The sequence below is a fragment of the Novosphingobium sp. Fuku2-ISO-50 genome (assembly GCF_001519055.1).
Lineage (GTDB): Bacteria > Pseudomonadota > Alphaproteobacteria > Sphingomonadales > Sphingomonadaceae > Novosphingobium.
The window spans coordinates 366,687-385,289 of the sequence record NZ_KQ954286.1 but is presented as its reverse complement, the minus strand read 5'-3'; the positions used below and the strand labels follow the sequence as shown (position 1 = coordinate 385,289).

The 18,603-nt window shown below is 63.2% G+C and carries 17 protein-coding genes and 1 tRNA gene; 10 read left to right on the top strand and 8 right to left on the bottom strand.

Features of this window, described 5'->3' with window-relative positions; all coding sequences use genetic code 11:
• Nucleotides 1–26 precede the first annotated feature (26 nt).
• Both AQZ50_RS04565 and AQZ50_RS20330 read left to right on the top strand, forming a co-directional pair.
• Entirely contained in the window at nt 27–2,093 is a 2,067-nt protein-coding gene (locus tag AQZ50_RS04565) for an AAA family ATPase (RefSeq protein ID WP_067743184.1), read from the top strand.
• A 558-nt stretch (nt 2,094–2,651) separates the two neighbouring features.
• Entirely contained in the window at nt 2,652–3,317 is a 666-nt protein-coding gene (locus AQZ50_RS20330; protein ID WP_156427221.1) for a hypothetical protein, read from the top strand.
• A gap of 304 nt (nt 3,318–3,621) precedes the next feature.
• Here AQZ50_RS20330 and AQZ50_RS04560 read toward each other — a convergent pair whose 3' ends face one another.
• Entirely contained in the window at nt 3,622–3,900 is a 279-nt protein-coding gene (locus AQZ50_RS04560) for a hypothetical protein (protein ID WP_067743180.1), read from the bottom strand.
• A gap of 672 nt (nt 3,901–4,572) precedes the next feature.
• Here AQZ50_RS04560 and AQZ50_RS20880 point away from each other — a divergent pair.
• The gene (locus AQZ50_RS20880; RefSeq protein ID WP_156427220.1) at nt 4,573–4,812 is read left to right on the top strand and encodes a hypothetical protein; all 240 of its coding nucleotides are present in this window, start codon (nt 4,573–4,575) and stop codon (nt 4,810–4,812) included.
• A gap of 331 nt (nt 4,813–5,143) precedes the next feature.
• Here the strand turns inward: AQZ50_RS20880 and AQZ50_RS04555 are convergent.
• A tRNA-Pro gene (locus AQZ50_RS04555) sits at nt 5,144–5,220 on the bottom strand.
• A gap of 228 nt (nt 5,221–5,448) precedes the next feature.
• On the opposite strand from AQZ50_RS04555, the gene yajC reads away from it, so the two are divergent.
• From yajC to secF, 3 genes are read left to right on the top strand one after another with little or no spacing between them, the layout of a single operon-like run.
• On the top strand, nt 5,449–5,793 hold the full coding sequence (gene yajC, locus AQZ50_RS04550; RefSeq protein ID WP_067743178.1) for a preprotein translocase subunit YajC: 345 nt from the start codon (nt 5,449–5,451) through the stop codon (nt 5,791–5,793).
• 30 nt (nt 5,794–5,823) lie between these two features.
• Nucleotides 5,824–7,428 (top strand): protein translocase subunit SecD, encoded by a 1,605-nt coding sequence (gene secD, locus AQZ50_RS04545; RefSeq protein ID WP_067743176.1) that lies wholly within the window; start codon nt 5,824–5,826, stop codon nt 7,426–7,428.
• Between the two features lie 16 nt (nt 7,429–7,444).
• Nucleotides 7,445–8,413 carry a protein translocase subunit SecF gene (secF, locus tag AQZ50_RS04540; RefSeq protein WP_067743174.1) on the top strand — a complete coding sequence of 323 codons (969 nt, stop codon included), beginning with the start codon at nt 7,445–7,447 and terminating at the stop codon, nt 8,411–8,413.
• A gap of 30 nt (nt 8,414–8,443) precedes the next feature.
• On the opposite strand, the gene AQZ50_RS04535 is transcribed toward secF, so the two are convergent.
• From AQZ50_RS04535 to AQZ50_RS04525, 3 genes are all read right to left on the bottom strand, one after another.
• Nucleotides 8,444–9,643, bottom strand: a complete 1,200-nt coding sequence (locus AQZ50_RS04535) for a glycosyltransferase (protein WP_067743172.1) — start codon at nt 9,641–9,643, stop codon at nt 8,444–8,446.
• Nucleotides 9,644–9,648: 5 nt separating this feature from the next.
• Nucleotides 9,649–10,221 (bottom strand): helix-turn-helix domain-containing protein, encoded by a 573-nt coding sequence (locus tag AQZ50_RS04530; RefSeq protein WP_067743170.1) that lies wholly within the window; start codon nt 10,219–10,221, stop codon nt 9,649–9,651.
• A gap of 127 nt (nt 10,222–10,348) precedes the next feature.
• Nucleotides 10,349–12,157, bottom strand: a complete 1,809-nt coding sequence (locus AQZ50_RS04525; RefSeq protein ID WP_067743848.1) for an ABC-F family ATP-binding cassette domain-containing protein — start codon at nt 12,155–12,157, stop codon at nt 10,349–10,351.
• A 238-nt stretch (nt 12,158–12,395) separates the two neighbouring features.
• Here AQZ50_RS04525 and AQZ50_RS04520 point away from each other — a divergent pair, with 238 nt between their 5' ends.
• The 4 genes from AQZ50_RS04520 to AQZ50_RS04505 all read left to right on the top strand — a co-directional run bounded on the left by AQZ50_RS04520 (nt 12,396) and on the right by AQZ50_RS04505 (nt 15,524).
• Nucleotides 12,396–12,704 carry a PepSY domain-containing protein gene (locus AQZ50_RS04520; RefSeq protein ID WP_067743168.1) on the top strand — a complete coding sequence of 103 codons (309 nt, stop codon included), beginning with the start codon at nt 12,396–12,398 and terminating at the stop codon, nt 12,702–12,704.
• 117 nt (nt 12,705–12,821) lie between these two features.
• Nucleotides 12,822–13,499: a response regulator transcription factor gene (locus AQZ50_RS04515; protein ID WP_067743165.1), complete on the top strand. Its 678-nt coding sequence runs from the start codon at nt 12,822–12,824 to the stop codon at nt 13,497–13,499.
• A gap of 97 nt (nt 13,500–13,596) precedes the next feature.
• The gene (locus AQZ50_RS04510; RefSeq protein WP_082703408.1) at nt 13,597–14,922 is read left to right on the top strand and encodes a sensor histidine kinase; all 1,326 of its coding nucleotides are present in this window, start codon (nt 13,597–13,599) and stop codon (nt 14,920–14,922) included.
• Nucleotides 14,923–15,122: 200 nt separating this feature from the next.
• Nucleotides 15,123–15,524, top strand: coding sequence for a hypothetical protein (locus AQZ50_RS04505; protein ID WP_067743162.1), 402 nt, complete (start codon nt 15,123–15,125; stop codon nt 15,522–15,524).
• A 536-nt stretch (nt 15,525–16,060) separates the two neighbouring features.
• Here AQZ50_RS04505 and AQZ50_RS21235 read toward each other — a convergent pair.
• From AQZ50_RS21235 to hemW, 3 genes are all read right to left on the bottom strand, one after another.
• Nucleotides 16,061–16,399, bottom strand: coding sequence for a transposase (locus tag AQZ50_RS21235; protein ID WP_369801386.1), 339 nt, complete (start codon nt 16,397–16,399; stop codon nt 16,061–16,063).
• Between the two features lie 143 nt (nt 16,400–16,542).
• Nucleotides 16,543–17,436 (bottom strand): tyrosine recombinase XerC, encoded by an 894-nt coding sequence (locus AQZ50_RS04500; RefSeq protein WP_067743160.1) that lies wholly within the window; start codon nt 17,434–17,436, stop codon nt 16,543–16,545.
• Entirely contained in the window at nt 17,433–18,587 is a 1,155-nt protein-coding gene (hemW, locus tag AQZ50_RS04495) for a radical SAM family heme chaperone HemW (RefSeq protein ID WP_067743158.1), read from the bottom strand. The genes AQZ50_RS04500 and hemW overlap by 4 nt, the downstream gene beginning before the upstream one ends.
• Nucleotides 18,588–18,603: the final 16 nt, after the last annotated feature.

The following is an 18,603-nucleotide window of genomic DNA, read 5'->3' as shown; positions in this document are numbered from 1 at the left end:
CACCGCACGAATTCGCAATCTGGCTTGTGCAAAAAATCCCCGGCGCCCTAGTGTTCCCTATCGAGCCCGGCGGCAAGCGGCCCCTTCATAGGGGCTGGCAGCAAGAGGCGACGCGGGACATCGACGTTATCCGCCGTTGGGGGATCGATCATCCCGACGCCAATTTTGGCCTGACAAATGTTGTGGGCATTGATCTGGATCGTAAAAACGGTGCGGACGGCGTGGAACTGTTCGGCAGATGGGCAAAGGCGCTTGCGCTGACGCGCGACGAACTATTTACGGCGTTAACGGTGACAACAGCGACGGGCAGCGCGCACGCCATCTTTGCATTGCCCGGCGGTTTCGACGCGCTTGCGCTGACCAACATCCGGCCAGCGGCGATCGGTGATCGGCCCGACGGTCCAGATGGCCGCCCGTTGGGGAGCGGAATCGATCTGCGTATCGGCATGAAGGGCTATTTGGTTGCGGCGGGGTCTATCCGCGAATTGCCAGTGATTGGCGACGACGGCGAACCGTCAATCCATCCCGTGACAGAAGAACCCCTGACCGAGCCTCGGCGCTACCGGGTCCACAATGTGCCACCGGGGATAATAGGGACTCCGCCTCCCGCGCTGTTGGCCGACATCAAGGCATCGGTAGCGCGCAAGAAGACAGAGCGCGAGGCCCCTTTGGCTCTGGCCAAGGTGGCAGAGTTTGACAGCGCATATGGCCTCGCTGCTCTCACGGCGGAATGCAAAACGGTCCGCGAGACGTCGTCCGGTGGGCAAAACTCCACGTTGAACGCCTCCACATTCACAATCGGCCGGCTGGTAGGTGGCGGAGAGCTGACCCTTGAAACCGCACGGGAGGCGCTGATCGAAGCCGGGCTGGCGATGCTGGGTGATCCGCATAGGGGTGATTGGTCCCTCGACGAAATTGCCGCACTTGTCGATCGCGCGTTGGCTGACGGGATTGCGAAGCCCCGCAACACGCCTGGTATGGACATTGCCGCGACGTTCGGCGGCGTGGACGTTCCCGAGTCCCCAGCGCCGCATTTACCGGCGGGCGGAGCGTCGCGCTTCTGCCTCCGGTCGCTCGACGATTTGGAGCACGAGGCCCCGCGCAAGCAAGTTATCAAGGGGCTGATCGCCCTAGGGGATTTGGTTTGTATCTTCGGTCTGCCCAGCACCGGCAAATCTGTCGTGGCGCCTTATTTGGCGTGGAGAGTCGCACAGGGCGTGCCGGTTTTCGGTATGAAAACAGTCGCAGGCCCGGTGATCTATGCGAGCGCAGAAGACCCGCACGGCATGTGCCAGCGGCTCCGCGCCCTGCGCAAGGTGTACGGCGACGTGGTTTCCTTTCACCTTGCTACCGGCCTTGCGGGTATGATGGCGAACCTCAATTCAGCCGAGATGCAAGACTTGCTCGCGTGCATTGCGCGGCTGAATCCTGTCCTTGTCGTGATCGACACCCTGGCGGTGGCATTCCCGATCGACGAGAACGCGCCGCAAGGTATGGGCGCGGTCGTGCAGATTTGTCGCTTGATTGCCGATCAAGGTCCAACGGTTGCATTGGTTCACCACTGCCCGAAAGGTGACACATCGACACCACGCGGGCACAGCAGTCTGAACGGCGCTCTTGATACGTCTGTAAGAGTCGATCCGGCGGACACGGCTGGCGTGATCCGGTGCGCCAGCATGAAGAATCGAAATGGCTTTCCCCGGCGCTTTGGCTTCAAAATTCGGAGTGAACTGCTTGGTCATGACGAAGACGGCGATCCGATCACCGCGCCAGTCTGCGAAGAATTCGATTTGCGCAACCTTCCCAAAGACGCGAAGCTGTCCGGGGCCAAGCTGGACGCGCTCGCCGTCCTCGATGATCTGGCCGGCGGTGGTGGCAGGGTTGCAATGGCAGACTGGCGCGCGCGCTGCATCATGCCGGGGGTGCTTTCGGAATCGGCGGACGCGAAAGCCCGCGCGGACACGTTCGGACGCGCCAAGCGCGAACTGCTGCGCGCGGGGCTGATCACGATCTTGGTTGACGGGGCCAGCGAGTGGGTTGCCCGAAAGAGTGATCTGGAAAACTTCGGTCCGGTCGAAATTCCCGATTTTTAAACCGACGCGGCAGACCCGCTGCGTTGCGACGCGACAGCGACAGACCCATAGGGGTCTGTCGCTGTCGGTCGCTTCCTTCGCCTTGCCCGGATAGCTGCCGCTTCGCTGTCGCCAAGCTGTCGCGTCCTGTCGCCAACCTATAAAAATCCCAGAAATCTGGGTTTTCCCCCCGCTGGCCTTTGTCGCCTGCCTGTCGCGCACCGTATGGCCCGCCGGGTTGCGCTCTAATTGCGCATCAAGCGGTTTCGTTCATGTTAGTACCTTTTTATATGAACCGCATAGTGCGCGGGCGCGAAGCCGCCTAGCCAGAAGACTTCGCGCACATGTAGCCTCCCGGCTATAATCCCCCTCGCCAAGCTGCCCGCTGTCGTGCAATACGGCTCAACCGCTCGGGTCTCGTAAGCCTTAGCGGTGCACGAAAGTGTGCAGAGCATGGAACCGCCTATGTCGGGCGGCTCCCTGAATACAATAGCCTCCTGGCGAATACGGGAGGCGTGCTGCCCCGTGCTCGCACGTTACGAACCACCCGGCACCAGCCGGCAGTGATTGGGGGACCAGATGCGCGTTCTCAGGTCTTTGACTTTAACCCTCGCGGTTGGCGCGCTGGGGGCGATCCCCGCGTTTGCGCAAGATTCGAATACAACTTGTACGACGCTCTACAACACCACCCATTGCAGCACATCCACCATTCCAAATCAGCCAAATGGCGGAAGTGGGAGGGGGTTTGGTGCTTTCGTCGACAGCTTCAGTAAGGGATGGGACGCCGCGCAGCGGTTGGCAGAACGGCGAGCAATGCTCCGCCAGCAGCGGCTACAAATCGAACAGCAGGAAGCGTTGGTCGAGCAGCAACGTCAACTTGCCCGGCAACAGGCGCAGCTTGGCCAGACGCAAGCGCCCGCAACTGCCTCTCCCTTTGCGGCCAATCCCGATCCAAAGGCACCGTTCACGCTCGCCTGTCGGTTCAGCATCGGCACTGCGACACAGGATCAAACATTTTATGTGCAGCCTGCGCTTGGGCTGGTTGGTCAAGCGCCCGGGGTCGTCACCGACACCACAATACAGGTCGAGGGTCCGTACCAAGCAGCCCAAGGCGCTGGGCAACAAAAAACCAACCATACGCTCCGGGTTACGATCAGCCGTATCAACGGCGCTGCAAACGTCGCCTATGATGGCTCTGCCGTTGGCACGGGCATGTGCGCGAGGGCCGCGGTCCGGGCGTTTTGAATTTCTTGTGCGTCAGTATTTGACACAAATCTTTTCTAGGGCAAGCATGTTTGGCGGCGCGGCAAAGGGGGCTTGGCAATGAATGGCAAAGCGATCGGCGCATTGGCGTTGGCAATGGCTGCCATTCTCTCTGGCTGCGATGGCAGGGCATCACCGGGCGCAACCTCAAGCAATGCGGCAGCGGACGCGAGTCCTACGCCGGCGCCTCAAGTTGGGCGCTTTGTAATCTATCACTCGCCGCACGTTGAAGCAGACACGGTATTGCTCGACACGGCGACCGGAGATTCATGGCGCCAAGAGACTACTAGCGGTCACGATCTAACAAAATCAGATGTGGAATGGGTTCCCATTCCGCGTTTGAGCCCGGCGCCAGCTCCGGACACAGCGCCAGCGCCAGATCCCGCACCAAGTGAAGCTCAATGAAGCAAATTCGCGGCTTGGGTTTAGCCCTTGGCTTGGCGGCCAGCATATTCCAGAAATTGGCGCGCCTTTTGGAATCGCCCTTCAAAATGATTTGGCCGCCCGAACCGGCACCGGTTTCCCAAGGTTGGGTTTGCAAATACGTCACCCGCGCGCGCTGCATACAACGCCCCGGCCGACCTGCCCATCGTCGTGCAATGCGTCTTCGCTGCTCAAGTCTGAACAGTCTTAGCGATGGATTTAGGAGTGTCGAACACGGAACTGCCTACGTAGGGCGGCTCCCGGAATGTAGTACCTCTCGTAGAAAATACGGGAGGCATGCTGCCCCGTGCTCGCATGTGTTCAACCACCTGGCACCAGCCGGACGCGGTGTTGCCCAAACGACGGGAGGCGGCCTATGTTAAACCGAGTTGGGCTTATAATCGTCACTGCCGGGACGGCGCTTGCACTATTTCCAGACGTGTGTGCCGCTGCACCCTTTGTGTTCGCATGCAAGGTGCACGGCGCACCGGGCTTGGTTGATCCGAGCCACGGGCAAGTGGTTGACCTTCCGGTTTTGGTCAGCCCGGAGAGTGGTACGGTTAACAGATTACCGGCAGCCATTACGGACGGGTTGGTCACTTGGGTCGACAATTCTGGGGGGCCGTCCAACACACTCAGCTTTGCCTTAGACCGAAAGCGTTTGGTGTTGGGGGTGTACGACGACACCGGCAGAGAATTAATGGTCGGCGCATGCGTTGCGCCTGGTTCGCAATCAGCGCCACCGCCGTCGCCGCCACCACCTCCGAGGCCCCAAGCGTTCTCCTTGGCTTGCAGGCTAGAAGTTGTCGGTCCGATGATGTCTGGCCACAACACTAGCGCCTCTGTTTCGTTTTATGTGGACCCAGCCGCCGGGACGGTAAATGGCTTATCCGCAGCCATTACCGACGCGCAAATCCGTTGGAACGATGCGACGAGCAGAAACGCCAATACGACGGTTATCGACCGGGCAACGGGCGGTATCGTCACGCTCTCTAGCCGCAACATTCCCCTTTTGACTGGCAACTGCCAATTGGCCACCAGTCGGCAATTTTGAATGAAGGCTTTGCCGTTGAGCGCGGTGGTCCGCACGGGCAAATTTCAAAAAACTGGCGCGGTTTTTGGGCGAGGCCTTCATAAATTTTGCCGTGCCGCCTCCCGGACCCGTTTCCCAAGGTTGGGCGCGCGATAGCGGCGGCTACAATGGCGTCGAATGGCCGACCGGCTGGCAAGGGGTGCACGAGCGCCGGGGCAGCCGCCACGGATCGCACCATCCAACAGGTGCGACAGACCCGAGGCGAATCCCGCCCGTGCTTACATAGTGCTTACACGCAGAAAGCCGGGACCCGATTGGTGTCCCGGCTTTCTAGCTAACCTATTGGTTTAATTGGTCGGGACGAGAGGATTCGAACCTCCGACCCCCACACCCCCAGTGTGATGCGCTACCAGGCTGCGCTACGTCCCGACCGGAGGACGCGCCTATAAGGAGGGTGTCGGAGGATGGCAAGCGGGTTGGGGCGACTATTTTCATATTGCCCGGATTAGCGGGGTGCGCGTGGCGGGTTCGCGCTTCGGTTTGCCATGGCGCGGCCAAGCTGCTAGTCGCGCATCCCAAGTCCGGGGGCATGGAAACAGGACATGTTTTCGTGCGTCCGGGGTTTTGATTCGCACCTGAGCTTCCCATAATCCAGTCATGAACGGACCCGCCTTGCTTTCCATCCTCGACCAGGCCGCTGCCCAGACCGCCGGCGATCCGCCAGCCTATATCCAGTTCCTGCCGCTGGTGGCGATGGCGGTGATCTTCTATTTCCTGATCCTGCGCCCGCAGATGAAGCGGCAGAAGGATCTGCAGCAGAAGATCGCGACCATGAAAAAGGGCGATCAGGTGGTGACCGCAGGCGGCCTTATCGCCAAAGTGATCAAGGTCGATGAAACCACCGTCGATCTGGAAATCGCGCAAGGCGTGAAGGTTCGCGCGGTCAAGTCGACGATCGGCGAGATCGTTCCGCCGGGCGGCACCGTCGTGGCGAACGACTGACCGGACTTTCGAGAGACAGGTACGTAAACGATGCTCGATTTTCCGCGTTGGAAAGTAATCCTGATCTGGGCTGTGGCGCTGGTCTGCGCGCTGTCGGCGCTGCCCACGGTCGCCGGTATGGCCGGATTGCGCTGGCCCGCCGGACTTCCCGAACCCAAAGTCAATCTTGGGCTCGACCTTGCCGGCGGCAGCCATATCCTGCTTGAGGCCGATCCGACCCAGGTCCGCACCCAGCGGATCGAGGCGATGGAAGAATCGGTGCGCAACAAGCTGCGCATGATGGCTCAGCCGGTCCGCATCAGCGACATTTCCAACAACAACGGCTCGCTCAATTTCCTGGTCGACGATCCGACCAAGATCGACGCGGTGCGCGAAGCGGTCCTGCCGCTGACCAATGGCGCCGGGCTGACCGGAAAGCGCGACTGGACGATCAACGTTGTCGACGGCAACCGCTTCGTGCTGGCGCCGACGCAGGAAGGCATCGATCAGGCGGTGACGCAGGCGATGGACACGGCGGTCGAAGTCGTGCGCAAGCGGATCGACGCGCTGGGCACCAAAGAGCCGACCATCATCCGTTCGGGCGCCAACCGCATCGTCGTGCAGGTGCCCGGTCTGCAGGATCCGCAAGCGCTCAAGAACCTGCTTGGCCAGACCGCAAAGCTTGAATTCAAGCTGGTCGATCAGTCCGCATCGCCTGCCGATGTGGCGCAGGGCATTGCCCCTCCGGGCGATGAAATTGTGCCTTATGCCGAAGGCAAAGGCGGTGTCGCGCCCAAGATCGCGGTCAAGCGGCTTGGCGGGATTCGCGGCGATCAGCTGACCAATGCGCAATTGTCGAACAACCCGCAGACCAATGCGGCGACGGTCACGATCACGTTCAACAGCGATGGTGGGGCGCGCTTTGCCAAGCTGACGTCGGCCAACGTGGGCAAGCCTTTTGCGATCATTCTCGACGGCAAGGTCTTGTCCTCGCCGGTGATCAACGAAGCCATCCTGGGCGGCAGCGCGGTCATTTCGGGCAATTTCACGGTCGACAGCGCCAGCCAACTGGCGATCTCGCTGCGTTCGGGCGCCTTGCCGGTCGATCTCAAAGTGGTCGAGGAACGCACGGTCGGGCCCGATCTCGGCGCGGATTCGATCCGCAAGGGGATGATCGCGATGGGCGTCGGTACGCTCGCGCTGGCGGTCTTCATCCTGGTCACGTATGGCCGCTTCGGCGTCTATGCCTGCGTCGCGCTGGTGCTCAACATGTTCATGATCCTGGGGGTCATGGGCGTTGTCGGCACCACGCTGACACTGCCCGGGATCGCCGGTTTCGTGCTGACGATCGGCGCGGCAGTCGATGCCAACGTGCTGGTCTACGAACGCATCCGCGAAGAGCGTCATCGCGGTCGGCGCGTCGTGCAGGCCGTGGAAATGGGCTACAAGGAAGCGTCACACGCGATCTTTGACGCCAATATCACCAATATCATCGCGGCGACCTTGATGTTCGCCTTTGGCTCGGGGCCGGTGAAGGGCTTTGCCGTGGTGCTGATCATCGGCATCGCGACCTCGGTGTTTACCGCTGTCGTCATGACCCGGATGTGGGTGTCGCAATGGTTGCGCCGCGCCCGCCCGGCCGATCTGAACCTGTAAGAGGAGGCGAAGAGACATGAAACTCCTCAAGCTCGTTCCCGACCATACCAACATCCATTTCCTCAAATGGCGCGTGCCGTTTTATGTCATCAGCATGCTGCTGGTGGCGGCATCGTGGGGGCTGGTGCTGACCAGGGGGCTCAATCTCGGCGTCGATTTCATCGGCGGCCAGATGATCCGCGTGACGTTTGAGCGCAGCGCCGAGGCGCCGGTCGGCGTGCTGCGCGACGAAGTGACCCGGCTCGGCTATGGCGAGCCCGAGATCCAGCGCTTTGGCAAGCCCAACGAAATCTCGATCCGCATGAAGCTGCCCGCAGGCGCGGAGCATGATTCGACGCTGTCGGACAAGATGGCGCGCACGATCACCACGGCGGTCAAGCAGGCGCATGCCGATGCGCGGATCGACGGGGTCGATTCGGTTTCGGGCAAAGTGTCGAAAGAGCTCGGGTGGGATGCGTTCCGCGCGCTCGGGCTCGCCGCCCTGTTTGTCGCGGGCTATATCTGGCTGCGCTTCGAATGGCAGTTCGGGATCGGCGCTCTGCTCAGTCTCGTGCATGACGTTTCGTTGACGCTCGGGATGTTTGCACTGACGCAGCTCGAATTCGACCTCAATATCGTTGCCGCGCTGCTGACTCTGATCGGCTATTCGCTCAACGACACGATCGTCGTCTATGACCGCATCCGCGAAAACCTGAAAAAGTATCGCAAGATGCCGATTCCGGAGCTGCTCGATCTGTCGGTCAACGAAACTTTGGCGCGCACGATCGTGACGTCGCTGTCGATGCTGATCACGCTGGTTGCATTGCTGCTGTTCGGCCCGCAGGTGATTTTCGGCTTTACCGCTGCGATCACGCTGGGGATTTTCGTCGGAACGTACAGCTCGATCTATATGGCCGCGCCGATCCTGATCTGGCTCAAGGTCTCGTCAAAGAGCTTTGTGCCGGGCGATGCCTCGGGCGATGTGCCGGCGGCCAAGCGCGCGTAAGGCGGACGCCTCCCCGATCCGGGGAGGCGTTTATCGAACGATCCCGGTATAGATCGCGCTGAGTGCAGCGGCGTTCGCGTCCCAGCTGAAGCGGGCGACGGTGGCGGCGACTTCGCTTTGCGGCATGCGCGCGGCGAGAACTTCGCGCAAGGCTGCGGCAATCGCCTTGGGCTCGCGCGCGACGATCCGGCCCGCGTTGGGGCTGTCGACCAGTTCGCGCGCGCCGCCGACATCGGAAATGACGATCGGCGCGCCGCAAGCGAGCGCCTCGATCCAGGCATTGGCGAGCCCCTCGCGCTCCGAAGGCAGCACCATCGCCTCGGCTGCGCTCAGCAGCAGCGGCAGATCATCGTGACCGAGATTGCCGGTAAATATCACGCGTTGGCCAAGGCCCGCACTGGCCGCCTGTCGGCGCAGCGCCGCCTCATCGGGACCGGCGCCGACCAGGACCAGCACGACATCATCGGGCAGCTCGGCCAGCGCGGCAATCGACAGCGCCTGGCCCTTGATGGCAATGAGCGAGCCGACGCTGGCGATGATCCGCGCGTCTGCGGGAAGCGCCAGCGCAGGGAACCGGGCCGCGAGCTGCGCGCGCGCCTCGTCGCGCGGGCGCGGCCGGAACCGGGCATGATCGAGCCCGGTGTAATGGACCCGGATACGCTCTTCGGGCAGGCCGAGCGCGACCATGTCGCGGCCGAGCGCCTGTGAGACGGTCAACAGCGCGCGCGTCTGCTCTGCGGCGGCGCGGATCTGCGCCAGACAGGCGGGCAATGTGCCCCAATAGAGGATGTCGCCGCCGCGCGCCTTGATCGCCAGCGGCAAGCCCAGTTCGCGCGCAATGCGCGCGGCGGCCGGGCCGTCGGGATAGAAGAATTGCGCATCGATGAGGTCGAAGGGCCGTTCGGCATGGAGACGGCGCGCCAGCGGCAGCACGGCGCGCGTGATCAGCGCGGGGTTGAAACGCCCGGACAGGCCGGGGATCAACGCAAAGCGCGGATGATGGACCGTGATCGCGCCGCCTGTTTCGCGGGCGGGCGCTTCGACGGCAGGCGTCGTGCGCAAGGCCGCATAGCGCTTGAGCGGCAAGAGCGGGGGCAGGCCGATCGGATTGATCACCGTGACATCCCAGTCGCCCCGGCGCGCCATGGTTTCCAGCTGAGTCTGGACAAAACGCCCCCAGCCCGGACGGGTCGGCGCCGGGTAGAGAGTCGAAAGCGAAAGGAGGCGCAATCTGGTCAGAGCCGGCGTACCAGCATTTCGGCAACGCCCAGCCAGTGGGGCCGGTCGATGACCACTTGCCGCTGACCGATGCCGGGCGGCAGAATGGCGATGCGTTCGCCGTCGCGGTCGATCATCCGGCCAAAAGCAAAGCGGCCTCCGGGGCGCGGGGCGAGCACATCGCGATTGAGCGCGCGGGGGAACTCTTCGGGTTCGACCTGGCGCAGCCAGATCTGGTCGCCGGTGCGATATTCGCCTGCGCTGGCCTCGACCGAGACGACGACCAGCGTCGCTTCGCCGCCGGGCACGATCGGAAAGATCGCTTCGACAGGGCGCGCCACGGCCTCGGCGCCATTGATGCCCAACCGCGCGATCAACATCGGGGCGATGCCGCCTTCGGCCTTGACCAGCATTTGCGGATCGACCTCAAGCGCTTCGGCGATGCGGTTCATCCACGTCAGCGACAGCGAGCGCATACCCGTCTCCAGTCGGCCGATCGTCTGAGCGGTCGTCGGTGGGTGGCAACGGGCGGCCACTTCGGCAAGAGTGAGTCCCTGTTGCCGACGAATGTCGCGGATGCGGTTGATCATCTTTTGCTCTCAGCTGGCGGCGCGGCTCGCATTGCAAATAGTCCTACAATATGGACAATCTAGCAAGAGTGCGGTGCAGTCCCTTTTTGTTTGACCGCCTGTCCGCGTTATCGCCAGGGTAAATCTGCTATCCTTCGACCAGTTCGGCAAGTTCGAGCCAGCGCAGTTCCGCCGCTTCCTTTTCGGCGCGCAGTTTATCGAGTGCTGCGGTGATCCGGGCAAAGCGTTCGGGATCGCGGGTATAGAGCGCGGGATCGGCCAGATCCGCCTCGCCTTTGGCAAGAGCCGCGTCGATTTCCTCGATTCGGGCGGGCAGCAAGTCGTAATCGCGCTGATCCTTGTACGACAGCTTGGCCTTGCGCGGGGGAGGGGGCGGGGGAGGCGGCGCGGCGGTCGTTTGGGCGGGGGCCTTGGCCACGGGGCGCCCCTGCTGACGTTCGCGGCGCAAGCGGTCCCAATCGGCATAGCCGCCCGCGACAACGTCGACCCGGCCCGATCCATCGAGCCCCAGAGTGATCGTGACGGTGCGGTCGAGAAAATCGCGGTCGTGGCTGACGATCAGCACGGTGCCGTCGTAATCGGCGATCACTTCCTGCAGCAAGTCGAGCGTTTCGAGATCGAGATCGTTGGTCGGCTCGTCGAGCACGAGCAGGTTCGATTTGCGCGCAAATTCGCGCGCCAGCAAAAGTCGCGAGCGTTCGCCGCCCGACAAGGTGCCGACGCGCGCCTCGACCAGGCCGGGATCGAACAGGAAATCCTTGAGGTAGCCCTGAATATGCTTGCGCACGCCGCGCACGTCGATCCAGTCGCCGCCTTCGGCCAGGACATCGCGAATGCGCTTGTCGGGCGCCATCAGGCTGCGCTGTTGATCGATCATCACGCCTTCGAGCGTTTTGGCGAGCGTGATCGTGCCGCTGTCGGGCGCCAGTTCGCCGGTCAAGAGCTTCAACAGCGTGGTCTTGCCCGCGCCGTTTGACCCGACGACGCCGATGCGGTCGCCGCGCGTGATGCGCAGGCTGAAATCCTTGATGATCGTGCGGCCCTCTGGCCCGTCGCCGCCGAATCGCTTGGTGACATGGTCGGCGACGATCACCGCCTTGCTTTTGGCGTCATCGGTTGCCAGCGCCAGCTTGGCGGCGCCCTGCGGGGTGAGCATGGCGGCACGCTGCGCGCGCATTTCGCCCAGCTTGGCAAGGCGGCCCTGATTGCGCTTGCGCCGCGCGGTCACCCCGCGCTGCAGCCAGTGCGCTTCGAGCTTGAGCTTGGCATCGAGCTTGTCGGCGGCGCGGGCCTCTTCGGCATAGACCGCTTCCATCCATGCCTCATAGCCGCCAAAGCCGATGTCCTTGCGGCGCAGGCTGCCCCGATCGAGCCACAGCGTTGCGCGGGTCAGCCGTTCGAGAAAAGTCCGGTCGTGGCTGATCACGACAAAGGCGCCGTTATAGCGCTGGAGCCAGGCTTCGAGCCATTCGATCGCCGCGAGATCGAGATGGTTGGTCGGTTCGTCGAGCAGGAGCAAGTCGGGCTCGCTCGCCAGCGCGCGGGCGAGCGAGGCGCGGCGACGTTCGCCGCCCGACGCGCTTTCGGCCTGGCGCGACAGATCGATGCCCAATTGATCGGCAATCGCCTCGACATCGTGGCGCGCGGGCGCATCGGCGCCGTGCAGCGCGAAATCCATCAGCGTGTCATAGCCGGTAAAGAACGGATCCTGCTCCAGCGTGACGATGCGCGTGCCGGGCTGAACCGAGCGCTTGCCGCGATCGGCCTCGACCAGACCGCCGATCAGCTTCATCAGCGTGGTCTTGCCCGCGCCGTTGCGCCCGATCAGCGCGAGCCGGTCGCGCGGGGCGATGGAAAGATCAATGTCCTGGAACAGCCAGCCATTGCCCTGGAGCAGGCCGAGGCCTTCCCAGCTGAGGATCGGTGCGATTGCCATATAGGGGCGCGCATAGAGCATCGCGCAAAAAAGTGGGAACCGGTTTTTTGCAAATCGCGATGCGGCCACGAAAACGAGCATCGCGCAAAAAAGCATGCCCTGAGCGCAGCCGAAGGGTGGGAACCGGTTTTTTGCAAATCGCGATGCGGCCACGAAAATGAGCATCTGGGAAAACGCGAATAGCCTTGCGTCGCTATTCACCATGCGTTCAATGCCTGCGTGCTAGCGGGGGCACGAGATGAAGCGGATTCGATTGATCCTTTTTGGGGCGCTTGCGGCGCTGGCCATTGCGCCTGCGGCCCATGCCGACGGGCGGCCGCAGCATGACGAGCAAAACGAGGCGCGACGCGATTTGCGCGCGGGCAATGTCCATTCGCTGCGCGACATCGAACGCCGCGTGCTGCCGACGATGCCGGGGATGCAGTATCTCGGCCCCGAATATGACCCCGAGGCGATGGCCTATCGATTGAAATTCATCCGCGACGGTCGGGTCGTGTTCGTCGATGTCGACGCGCGCACGGGTCAGGTGCGCGGTAAAACGCGGTAGTTCTGAACAACAGGCAACCGCGCCGTTCCTTGACCGTTCAGGATCGAGGGGGCAAGGAACGGGGCATGAACTGCAAAGGGCCGGATCGGCCCGGCGTAAGAGGGGCACGAGAATTTCATGCGGATCCTGATCGTCGAGGACGAACCCACGCTTGGCCGCCAGCTCAAATCGACGCTGGAAGCGAACGGCTATGCCGTCGATTTGTCGGTCGATGGCGAAGACGGGCATTTCATGGGCTCGACCGAGGAATATGACGCCGTCGTGCTCGATCTCGGCCTGCCCGAGATCGACGGGCTGACCGTGCTCGGCATGTGGCGCAAGGAAGGCCGCAAGTTTCCCGTGCTTGTGCTGACCGCGCGCGACAGCTGGTCGGACAAAGTCGCCGGGCTCGATGCCGGGGCCGACGATTACCTGGCCAAGCCGTTTCAGACCGAGGAACTGATCGCCCGGCTGCGCGCGCTGATCCGCCGCGCATCGGGCAATACCAGTGCCGAGCTGATCGCGGGCGATGTGCGGCTCGATACCCGCTCGGGCCGGGTCACGCTGGCGGGCGAGCCGGTCAAGCTGACCGCGCAGGAATACAAGCTGTTGTCCTATCTGATCCACCACAAGGGCAAGGTGGTCAGCCGGACCGAATTGATCGAGCATATCTACGATCAGGATTTTGACCGCGATTCCAACACGATCGAAGTCTTTGTCACGCGCATCCGCAAAAAGCTCGGTCCCGATGTGATCACGACGATCCGTGGCCTCGGTTACAGCCTCAACGACCCCGCCCAGTCGCCCCGCGGCTGATCCGGCAGCGCCCGGCGCGCCGGAGGCGCCATCGGGCGCCGGTGAAGGCGCGCGCGCGCATATCGGCCCGCATCATACGGGGTCGCTGCGGCGGCGCATGTTGTTCATCGCGTTTGCGTGGATTCTCGTCCTGCTGCTGGGCGGGGGGATCGCGCTCGATCAGACGCTGACCGGGCTGGTCACGCGCAATTTCGACGATCAGCTCGGCTATATGCTGACAGCGATGGTCGCTTCGGCGGAAATCGGCCCCGAAGGCGAAGTCTATTTCAGCCGCCCGCTTGGCGATCAGCGCTTCCTTGAACCCAACAGCGGCCTCTATTGGCAGATTTCGGGGCAGGGGCACGACGAATTCCCCTCGCGCTCGTTGTGGGACCGCACGCTCAAGCTCAAAGACGACCATTTCGACAATCAGCCGCATATCTATGACAGCGCCCAGTTCGAAGGCGAACCGCTGCGCGTGATCGAGCGCTCGGTGATCCTGCCGGGCAGCACCACGCTGTGGCAATTTGCCGTCGCCGCCAGCCGCACCGAGCTTGATGCGCAGATCCATCGCATTCGCGCGATTCTGGTGTGGTCGTTCGTGGTGCTGGGGCTGGGGCTGATCGCGATGGCGGTGGCGCAGACCTATTATGGCCTTGGCCCGTTGCGCCGCGTGCGGCAGGCGATCGTGCGCCTGCGCGAAGAGGGCGGATCGCAACTGACCGAGCCTTTGCCGTTAGAAGTGCAGCCGCTGGTGCTCGAACTCAATGAATTGCTCGCGCATTCGGAGCGGCAGGCCGAAGAAGCGCGCACCCATGCGGGCAATCTGGCCCATGCGCTGAAGACCCCGCTGACCGTGGTGACCAATGCCGCCACGGCGCAGGCGGACGATCTGGCCGAAACGGTGCGGCGCGAGGCGGCGGTGATGCGTCGGCAGGTCGATCACCATCTCGCCCGCGCCCGCGCCGTCGGACGCCGCGCCATCGGGCAGTCGCGCGCGACCGTGCGCGACAGCGTCGAGGCGGTGGTGCGCGCGGTCGAGCGGCTCTATCCCGATGTCCGGCTCGATCTCGACGGCAATCGCGAGGCGCAAGTGGCGATCGAGCGGCAGGATCTGGACGAAATCCTGGGCAACCTGATCGAGAATGCCGCGAAATACGGCGGCGGATCGGTGTTCATCACGATCGAGGCCAAGACCTCCGACGCGCGCTATTGCGACATCTGGATCGAAGACGACGGCCTGGGCATCCCCGAATCCGCGCGCGACCGCCTGTTCACCCGTGGCGCCAGGCTCGACACCAGCAAACCCGGCACAGGCCTTGGCCTCGCCATCGTGCGCGATGTCGCCGAGCTCTACGGCGGGTCGATTACGCTGGGCGAAAGCGAGGATCTGGGCGGCTTGCTGGTCACGCTGCGCCTGCCACGGGCGCGTCAGGCGAAGTAGGCGCCTATAAGCCCCTCCCTTTCAGGGGAGGGGTTGGGGTGGGGCCACGCCCCAATCGCCGCGCAATCCGGAGAGGCCCCACCCCCGGCCCCTCCCCTGAAGGGGAGGGGGGAAGAATCGCAATCATTGCCTTGTGACATGAAGCATCCCCGCCGCCATGACCGCTTGATCTCTTGCCAAACTCGGTGGAAGGTGATGGCATGGAACCACATACTCGCGCCATGATTGCCGCCGCCGCCTTTGCCTGTGTCACGGAAAAGAAGGTCGCCGGTATCTATGATCACGCTGCAGGGCGGGACTTGCAGATCGCTGCGGAAAAGCGCGGCGATCAGCTTCAAGGCTTCGACGGCGACCGCGGCGTGAAGTTTGGCGGGACGTTGCCCGAAATCTACGATGCCGGCGACAAGGCATTCGTGTCGTTCGTCATCGATGGCACGAAAGTCCAAGGCTACGACCGGGGCTCATCAAGCTTTTATACCGCTCAGGTCACCGATGCCGTCGTGCAGGTCTTCGACCACAGCCAGAACGCATGGTTCGCCTACGACATCCAAAATGCTGAATCGGCCAAGAGCTACTATCGCAACCCAGAGATCAGCCGCTAGCGCCCGCTACGCGCCCATCGGCGTCGTTCATAGGTTCAAGGCTACCCCCGTTAGCGGACGCGCGCCGAATTGCGTATTATGTCCCCGGAACTACGGAACTCCCAATGTCCCCGGAACTCCCATGTCCCCGGAACTCCCACCAAGATCTTAGAATCAGAGCATTAAAATGCGACGGGAAAAACTGCAGCGTCAAGATTGAGCTATATAAAGTAGATGATGCGAAATACCACGTCGTAAATCAATATAAATGCTTTACCTACAAGGGTGCTAAATTTGGTGATACCTCAGATTGGATTTTTGATGATATTACATGCGTCTATAATGACGCATCTATTTTAGTTATCAACAAAACGCATGTTGTTCCGACAAGTATATTAATAGACGAAGGCTATATTATTGACAGAAGCACGGGGGAATACACTGGTTATTCAAATTATACCTATACTGACAACGGGTTTAAGATGATGAGCAGCTTCTCTGGAAATTGCGCAAAAGGCGCAGACCTGGAAACTATCAAAAAATTCTAAGAGGCTGACTCATAATGAAGTGGCGTGATTACAGAGGTTTGCGATTCTGCGGGTGATTCGGTTGACGGATGCGATGAACAGCCATGTGGTGGCGCTTTCGATGGTCCGTTCGAAGTCCTTGGCGAGACGGCGGTTCCTGTTCAGCCAGGCGATGGTGCGTTCGACGACCCAGCGGCGCGGCAGCGAATTCCGGGGCCAGCGAATTCCGGGGCCACGAATTCCGGGGCCAGTATACCTAATTCTCAGGTAAAAATGGCGGGTTCCCGGCTCAAGGTCGCGCACTGCTTGCGCGGAAATGGCCACTTGCCGCCGCTCCCTGAAAAGCGGTGTCCAAGGATGGGGCTCCATGCCGCGTTCGCGTCGGAAGACATTCACTTGCCCACGCGGCGAGATGAGCCGTTGATGCAGCGCGCGGGTCAGGACAGTAACGGGATGCAAGGGCCGATGGCCTTTGCCCGCCGGAGGCCCTTAATCACCTACCAATTCCCCGCCTAAGCCCGAGGATGCGCGCCCCGATAGACTTCGAGCAGGCGTGCGGCGTCGACGCGGGTGTAGATTTGGGTTGAGGACAGGCTGGCGTGGCCGAGGAGTTCTTGCAGGCTGCGCAAGTCGGCTCCGGCGCCGAGCAGGTGGGTGGCGAAGCTGTGGCGCAGGGCGTGGGGGGTGGCGCTGGGCGGGAGGCCGAGCAGGGTGCGGGCGCGGGCCATGACGCGGCGGATCATGCCGGGGGCTAGCGGGCCGCCTTTGGCGCCGCGGAAGAGGGGTTCGGTGCGGGGGAGGGGCCAGGGGGTGAGTGCGGCGTAGCGTTCGATGGCTGCGCGGACAACGGGGAGGAGGGCGACCAGTCTTTGGCGTCCGCCTTTGCCGGTGATGACCATGCTGTCGTTCATGGGGAGGATGGCGGGGGTCAAGGACAGGGCTTCGCCGATGCGCAGGCCTGCGCCGTAGAGCAGCAGGAGTACCGCCATGTCACGGGCGGCGATCCATGGCTCGGTGGCGTCTTCGCCGACGGTTTCGGTGAGGTGCAGGGCTTCGTCGGGGGTGATCGGGCGGGGCAGGCCTTTTTTGACGCGGGGGCCGCGCAGGCGGGGGGCGGCGGCGGGGAGGCCCGCTTGCCCGCGTGCAAAGGCGAGGAAGGCCTTGAGCGCGGAGAGTTCGCGCGCGGCCGAGACCTGGCCGATGCCTGTGGCGCGGCGTCCGGCGAGTTGGGTGCGCAGGGCTGCGACATCGAGCGCGGCGAGGGCTGCCCAATCGCATGGGCCCTCGTCCAGCGCGGTCAGCAAGCGGCGCGCGGTGGCGACGTAGGCGCGCACGGTATGGGGCGAGCGGCGGCGGGCATGCGCGAGATGATCGTGCCAGGCGGCGAGGATGTCCGCTTCGGTCATGAGGCGACGAGGTCTGCGGGGACGAGTTCGCCGAGCAGCGCGTCGAGCAGCGGCATGCCTTGCGCGGTGACGGTCAGGCGCGCGCCGTCTTGGGCGATGAGCCCGAGATCGCCGTAGAAGCGCGCCTTGTCGGCATCGATCAGGGTGTCGCGCGGCAGGCCGAAGCGCGCGGACAGCGCGCCGAGATCGACCCCTTCGCCAAGGCGCAGGCCCATCAGCAGCGCTTCGCTCGCCTGTTCGCCGGGCAGCAGGGGCCGTTCTTCGGCGAGGCCATGGCCGATGCGGTCGATTGCGGCGAGCCAGTTTTCGGGCTTGCGGTGGCGGGTGGTGGCGAGATTGCGGCGCCTGCCATGCGCGCCGGGGCCGATGCCCACGTAATCGCCATAGCGCCAATAGGTCAGGTTATGGCGGCTTTCCTCGCCGGGGCGGGCGTGGTTGCTGATTTCATAGGCGGGCAGGCCGGCGGCGGCAGTCAGGTCGCGGGTCAGCGCGAACAAGTCGGCCCCGGCGTCGTCGTCGAGCGGGGTCAGGGTGCCTTCGCGGACGAGCGTGGCAAAGCGTGTGCCGGGCTCGATGGTCAGTTGATAGAGCGAGAGGTGCCCGGTGCCGAACGACAGCGCGCGCGCCAGTTCCGCCGCCCACAGGGCCGGGGTCTGGCCGGGGCGGGCATAGATCAGATCGAAGCTGACGCGGCGGAAATGGCGCTGCGCGACATCGAGCGCGGCGAGGCCTTCGCGCGCGTCGTGGAGGCGCCCCAGAAAGCGCAAGGTTTCGTCATCGAGCGCCTGCAGGCCCAGCGAGACGCGGTTGATCCCTGCGGTTGCCAGCGCGGCAAAGCGCGCGGCTTCGACCGACGAAGGATTGGCTTCGAGCGTGATTTCGATGTTGGGATCGAAGGCCCAGTGCTGCGCGGCGGCGGCGAGCAGGGCTTCGACCAGCGCGGGGGGCATCAGCGAGGGGGTGCCGCCGCCGAAAAAGATCGAGGTCAGCCGACGTCCGGGGGTGAGCGCGGCCTCGTGCGCCATGTCGGTCAGCAGCGCCTGTTGCCATTGGGCGACGTCGACCCGATCGCGGACATGGCTGTTGAAATCGCAATAGGGGCACTTTGCGAGGCAGAACGGCCAGTGGATGTAGAGCGCCAGCGGGGTCATGCGCGTCCTGTCGTAT

Bases quoted from the DNA above. Each gene is read 5' to 3' on its own strand.
- AQZ50_RS20880 (WP_156427220.1), top strand. From the start codon at position 4,573: ATGATGTCTGGCCACAACACTAGCGCCTCTGTTTCGTTTTATGTGGAC.
- AQZ50_RS20330 (WP_156427221.1), top strand. From the start codon at position 2,652: ATGCGCGTTCTCAGGTCTTTGACTTTAACCCTCGCGGTTGGCGCGCTG.
- AQZ50_RS21235 (WP_369801386.1), bottom strand. From the start codon at position 16,399: ATGGAGCCCCATCCTTGGACACCGCTTTTCAGGGAGCGGCGGCAAGTG.
- AQZ50_RS04520 (WP_067743168.1), top strand. From the start codon at position 12,396: ATGAAGCGGATTCGATTGATCCTTTTTGGGGCGCTTGCGGCGCTGGCC.
- AQZ50_RS04560 (WP_067743180.1), bottom strand. From the start codon at position 3,900: ATGCAGCGCGCGCGGGTGACGTATTTGCAAACCCAACCTTGGGAAACC.
- AQZ50_RS04505 (WP_067743162.1), top strand. From the start codon at position 15,123: ATGGAACCACATACTCGCGCCATGATTGCCGCCGCCGCCTTTGCCTGT.
- secF (WP_067743174.1), top strand. From the start codon at position 7,445: ATGAAACTCCTCAAGCTCGTTCCCGACCATACCAACATCCATTTCCTC.
- AQZ50_RS04515 (WP_067743165.1), top strand. From the start codon at position 12,822: ATGCGGATCCTGATCGTCGAGGACGAACCCACGCTTGGCCGCCAGCTC.
- AQZ50_RS04500 (WP_067743160.1), bottom strand. From the start codon at position 17,436: ATGACCGAAGCGGACATCCTCGCCGCCTGGCACGATCATCTCGCGCAT.
- hemW (WP_067743158.1), bottom strand. From the start codon at position 18,587: ATGACCCCGCTGGCGCTCTACATCCACTGGCCGTTCTGCCTCGCAAAG.
- yajC (WP_067743178.1), top strand. From the start codon at position 5,449: ATGAACGGACCCGCCTTGCTTTCCATCCTCGACCAGGCCGCTGCCCAG.
- AQZ50_RS04525 (WP_067743848.1), bottom strand. From the start codon at position 12,157: ATGGCAATCGCACCGATCCTCAGCTGGGAAGGCCTCGGCCTGCTCCAG.
- secD (WP_067743176.1), top strand. From the start codon at position 5,824: ATGCTCGATTTTCCGCGTTGGAAAGTAATCCTGATCTGGGCTGTGGCG.
- AQZ50_RS04530 (WP_067743170.1), bottom strand. From the start codon at position 10,221: ATGATCAACCGCATCCGCGACATTCGTCGGCAACAGGGACTCACTCTT.
- AQZ50_RS04510 (WP_082703408.1), top strand. From the start codon at position 13,597: ATGTTGTTCATCGCGTTTGCGTGGATTCTCGTCCTGCTGCTGGGCGGG.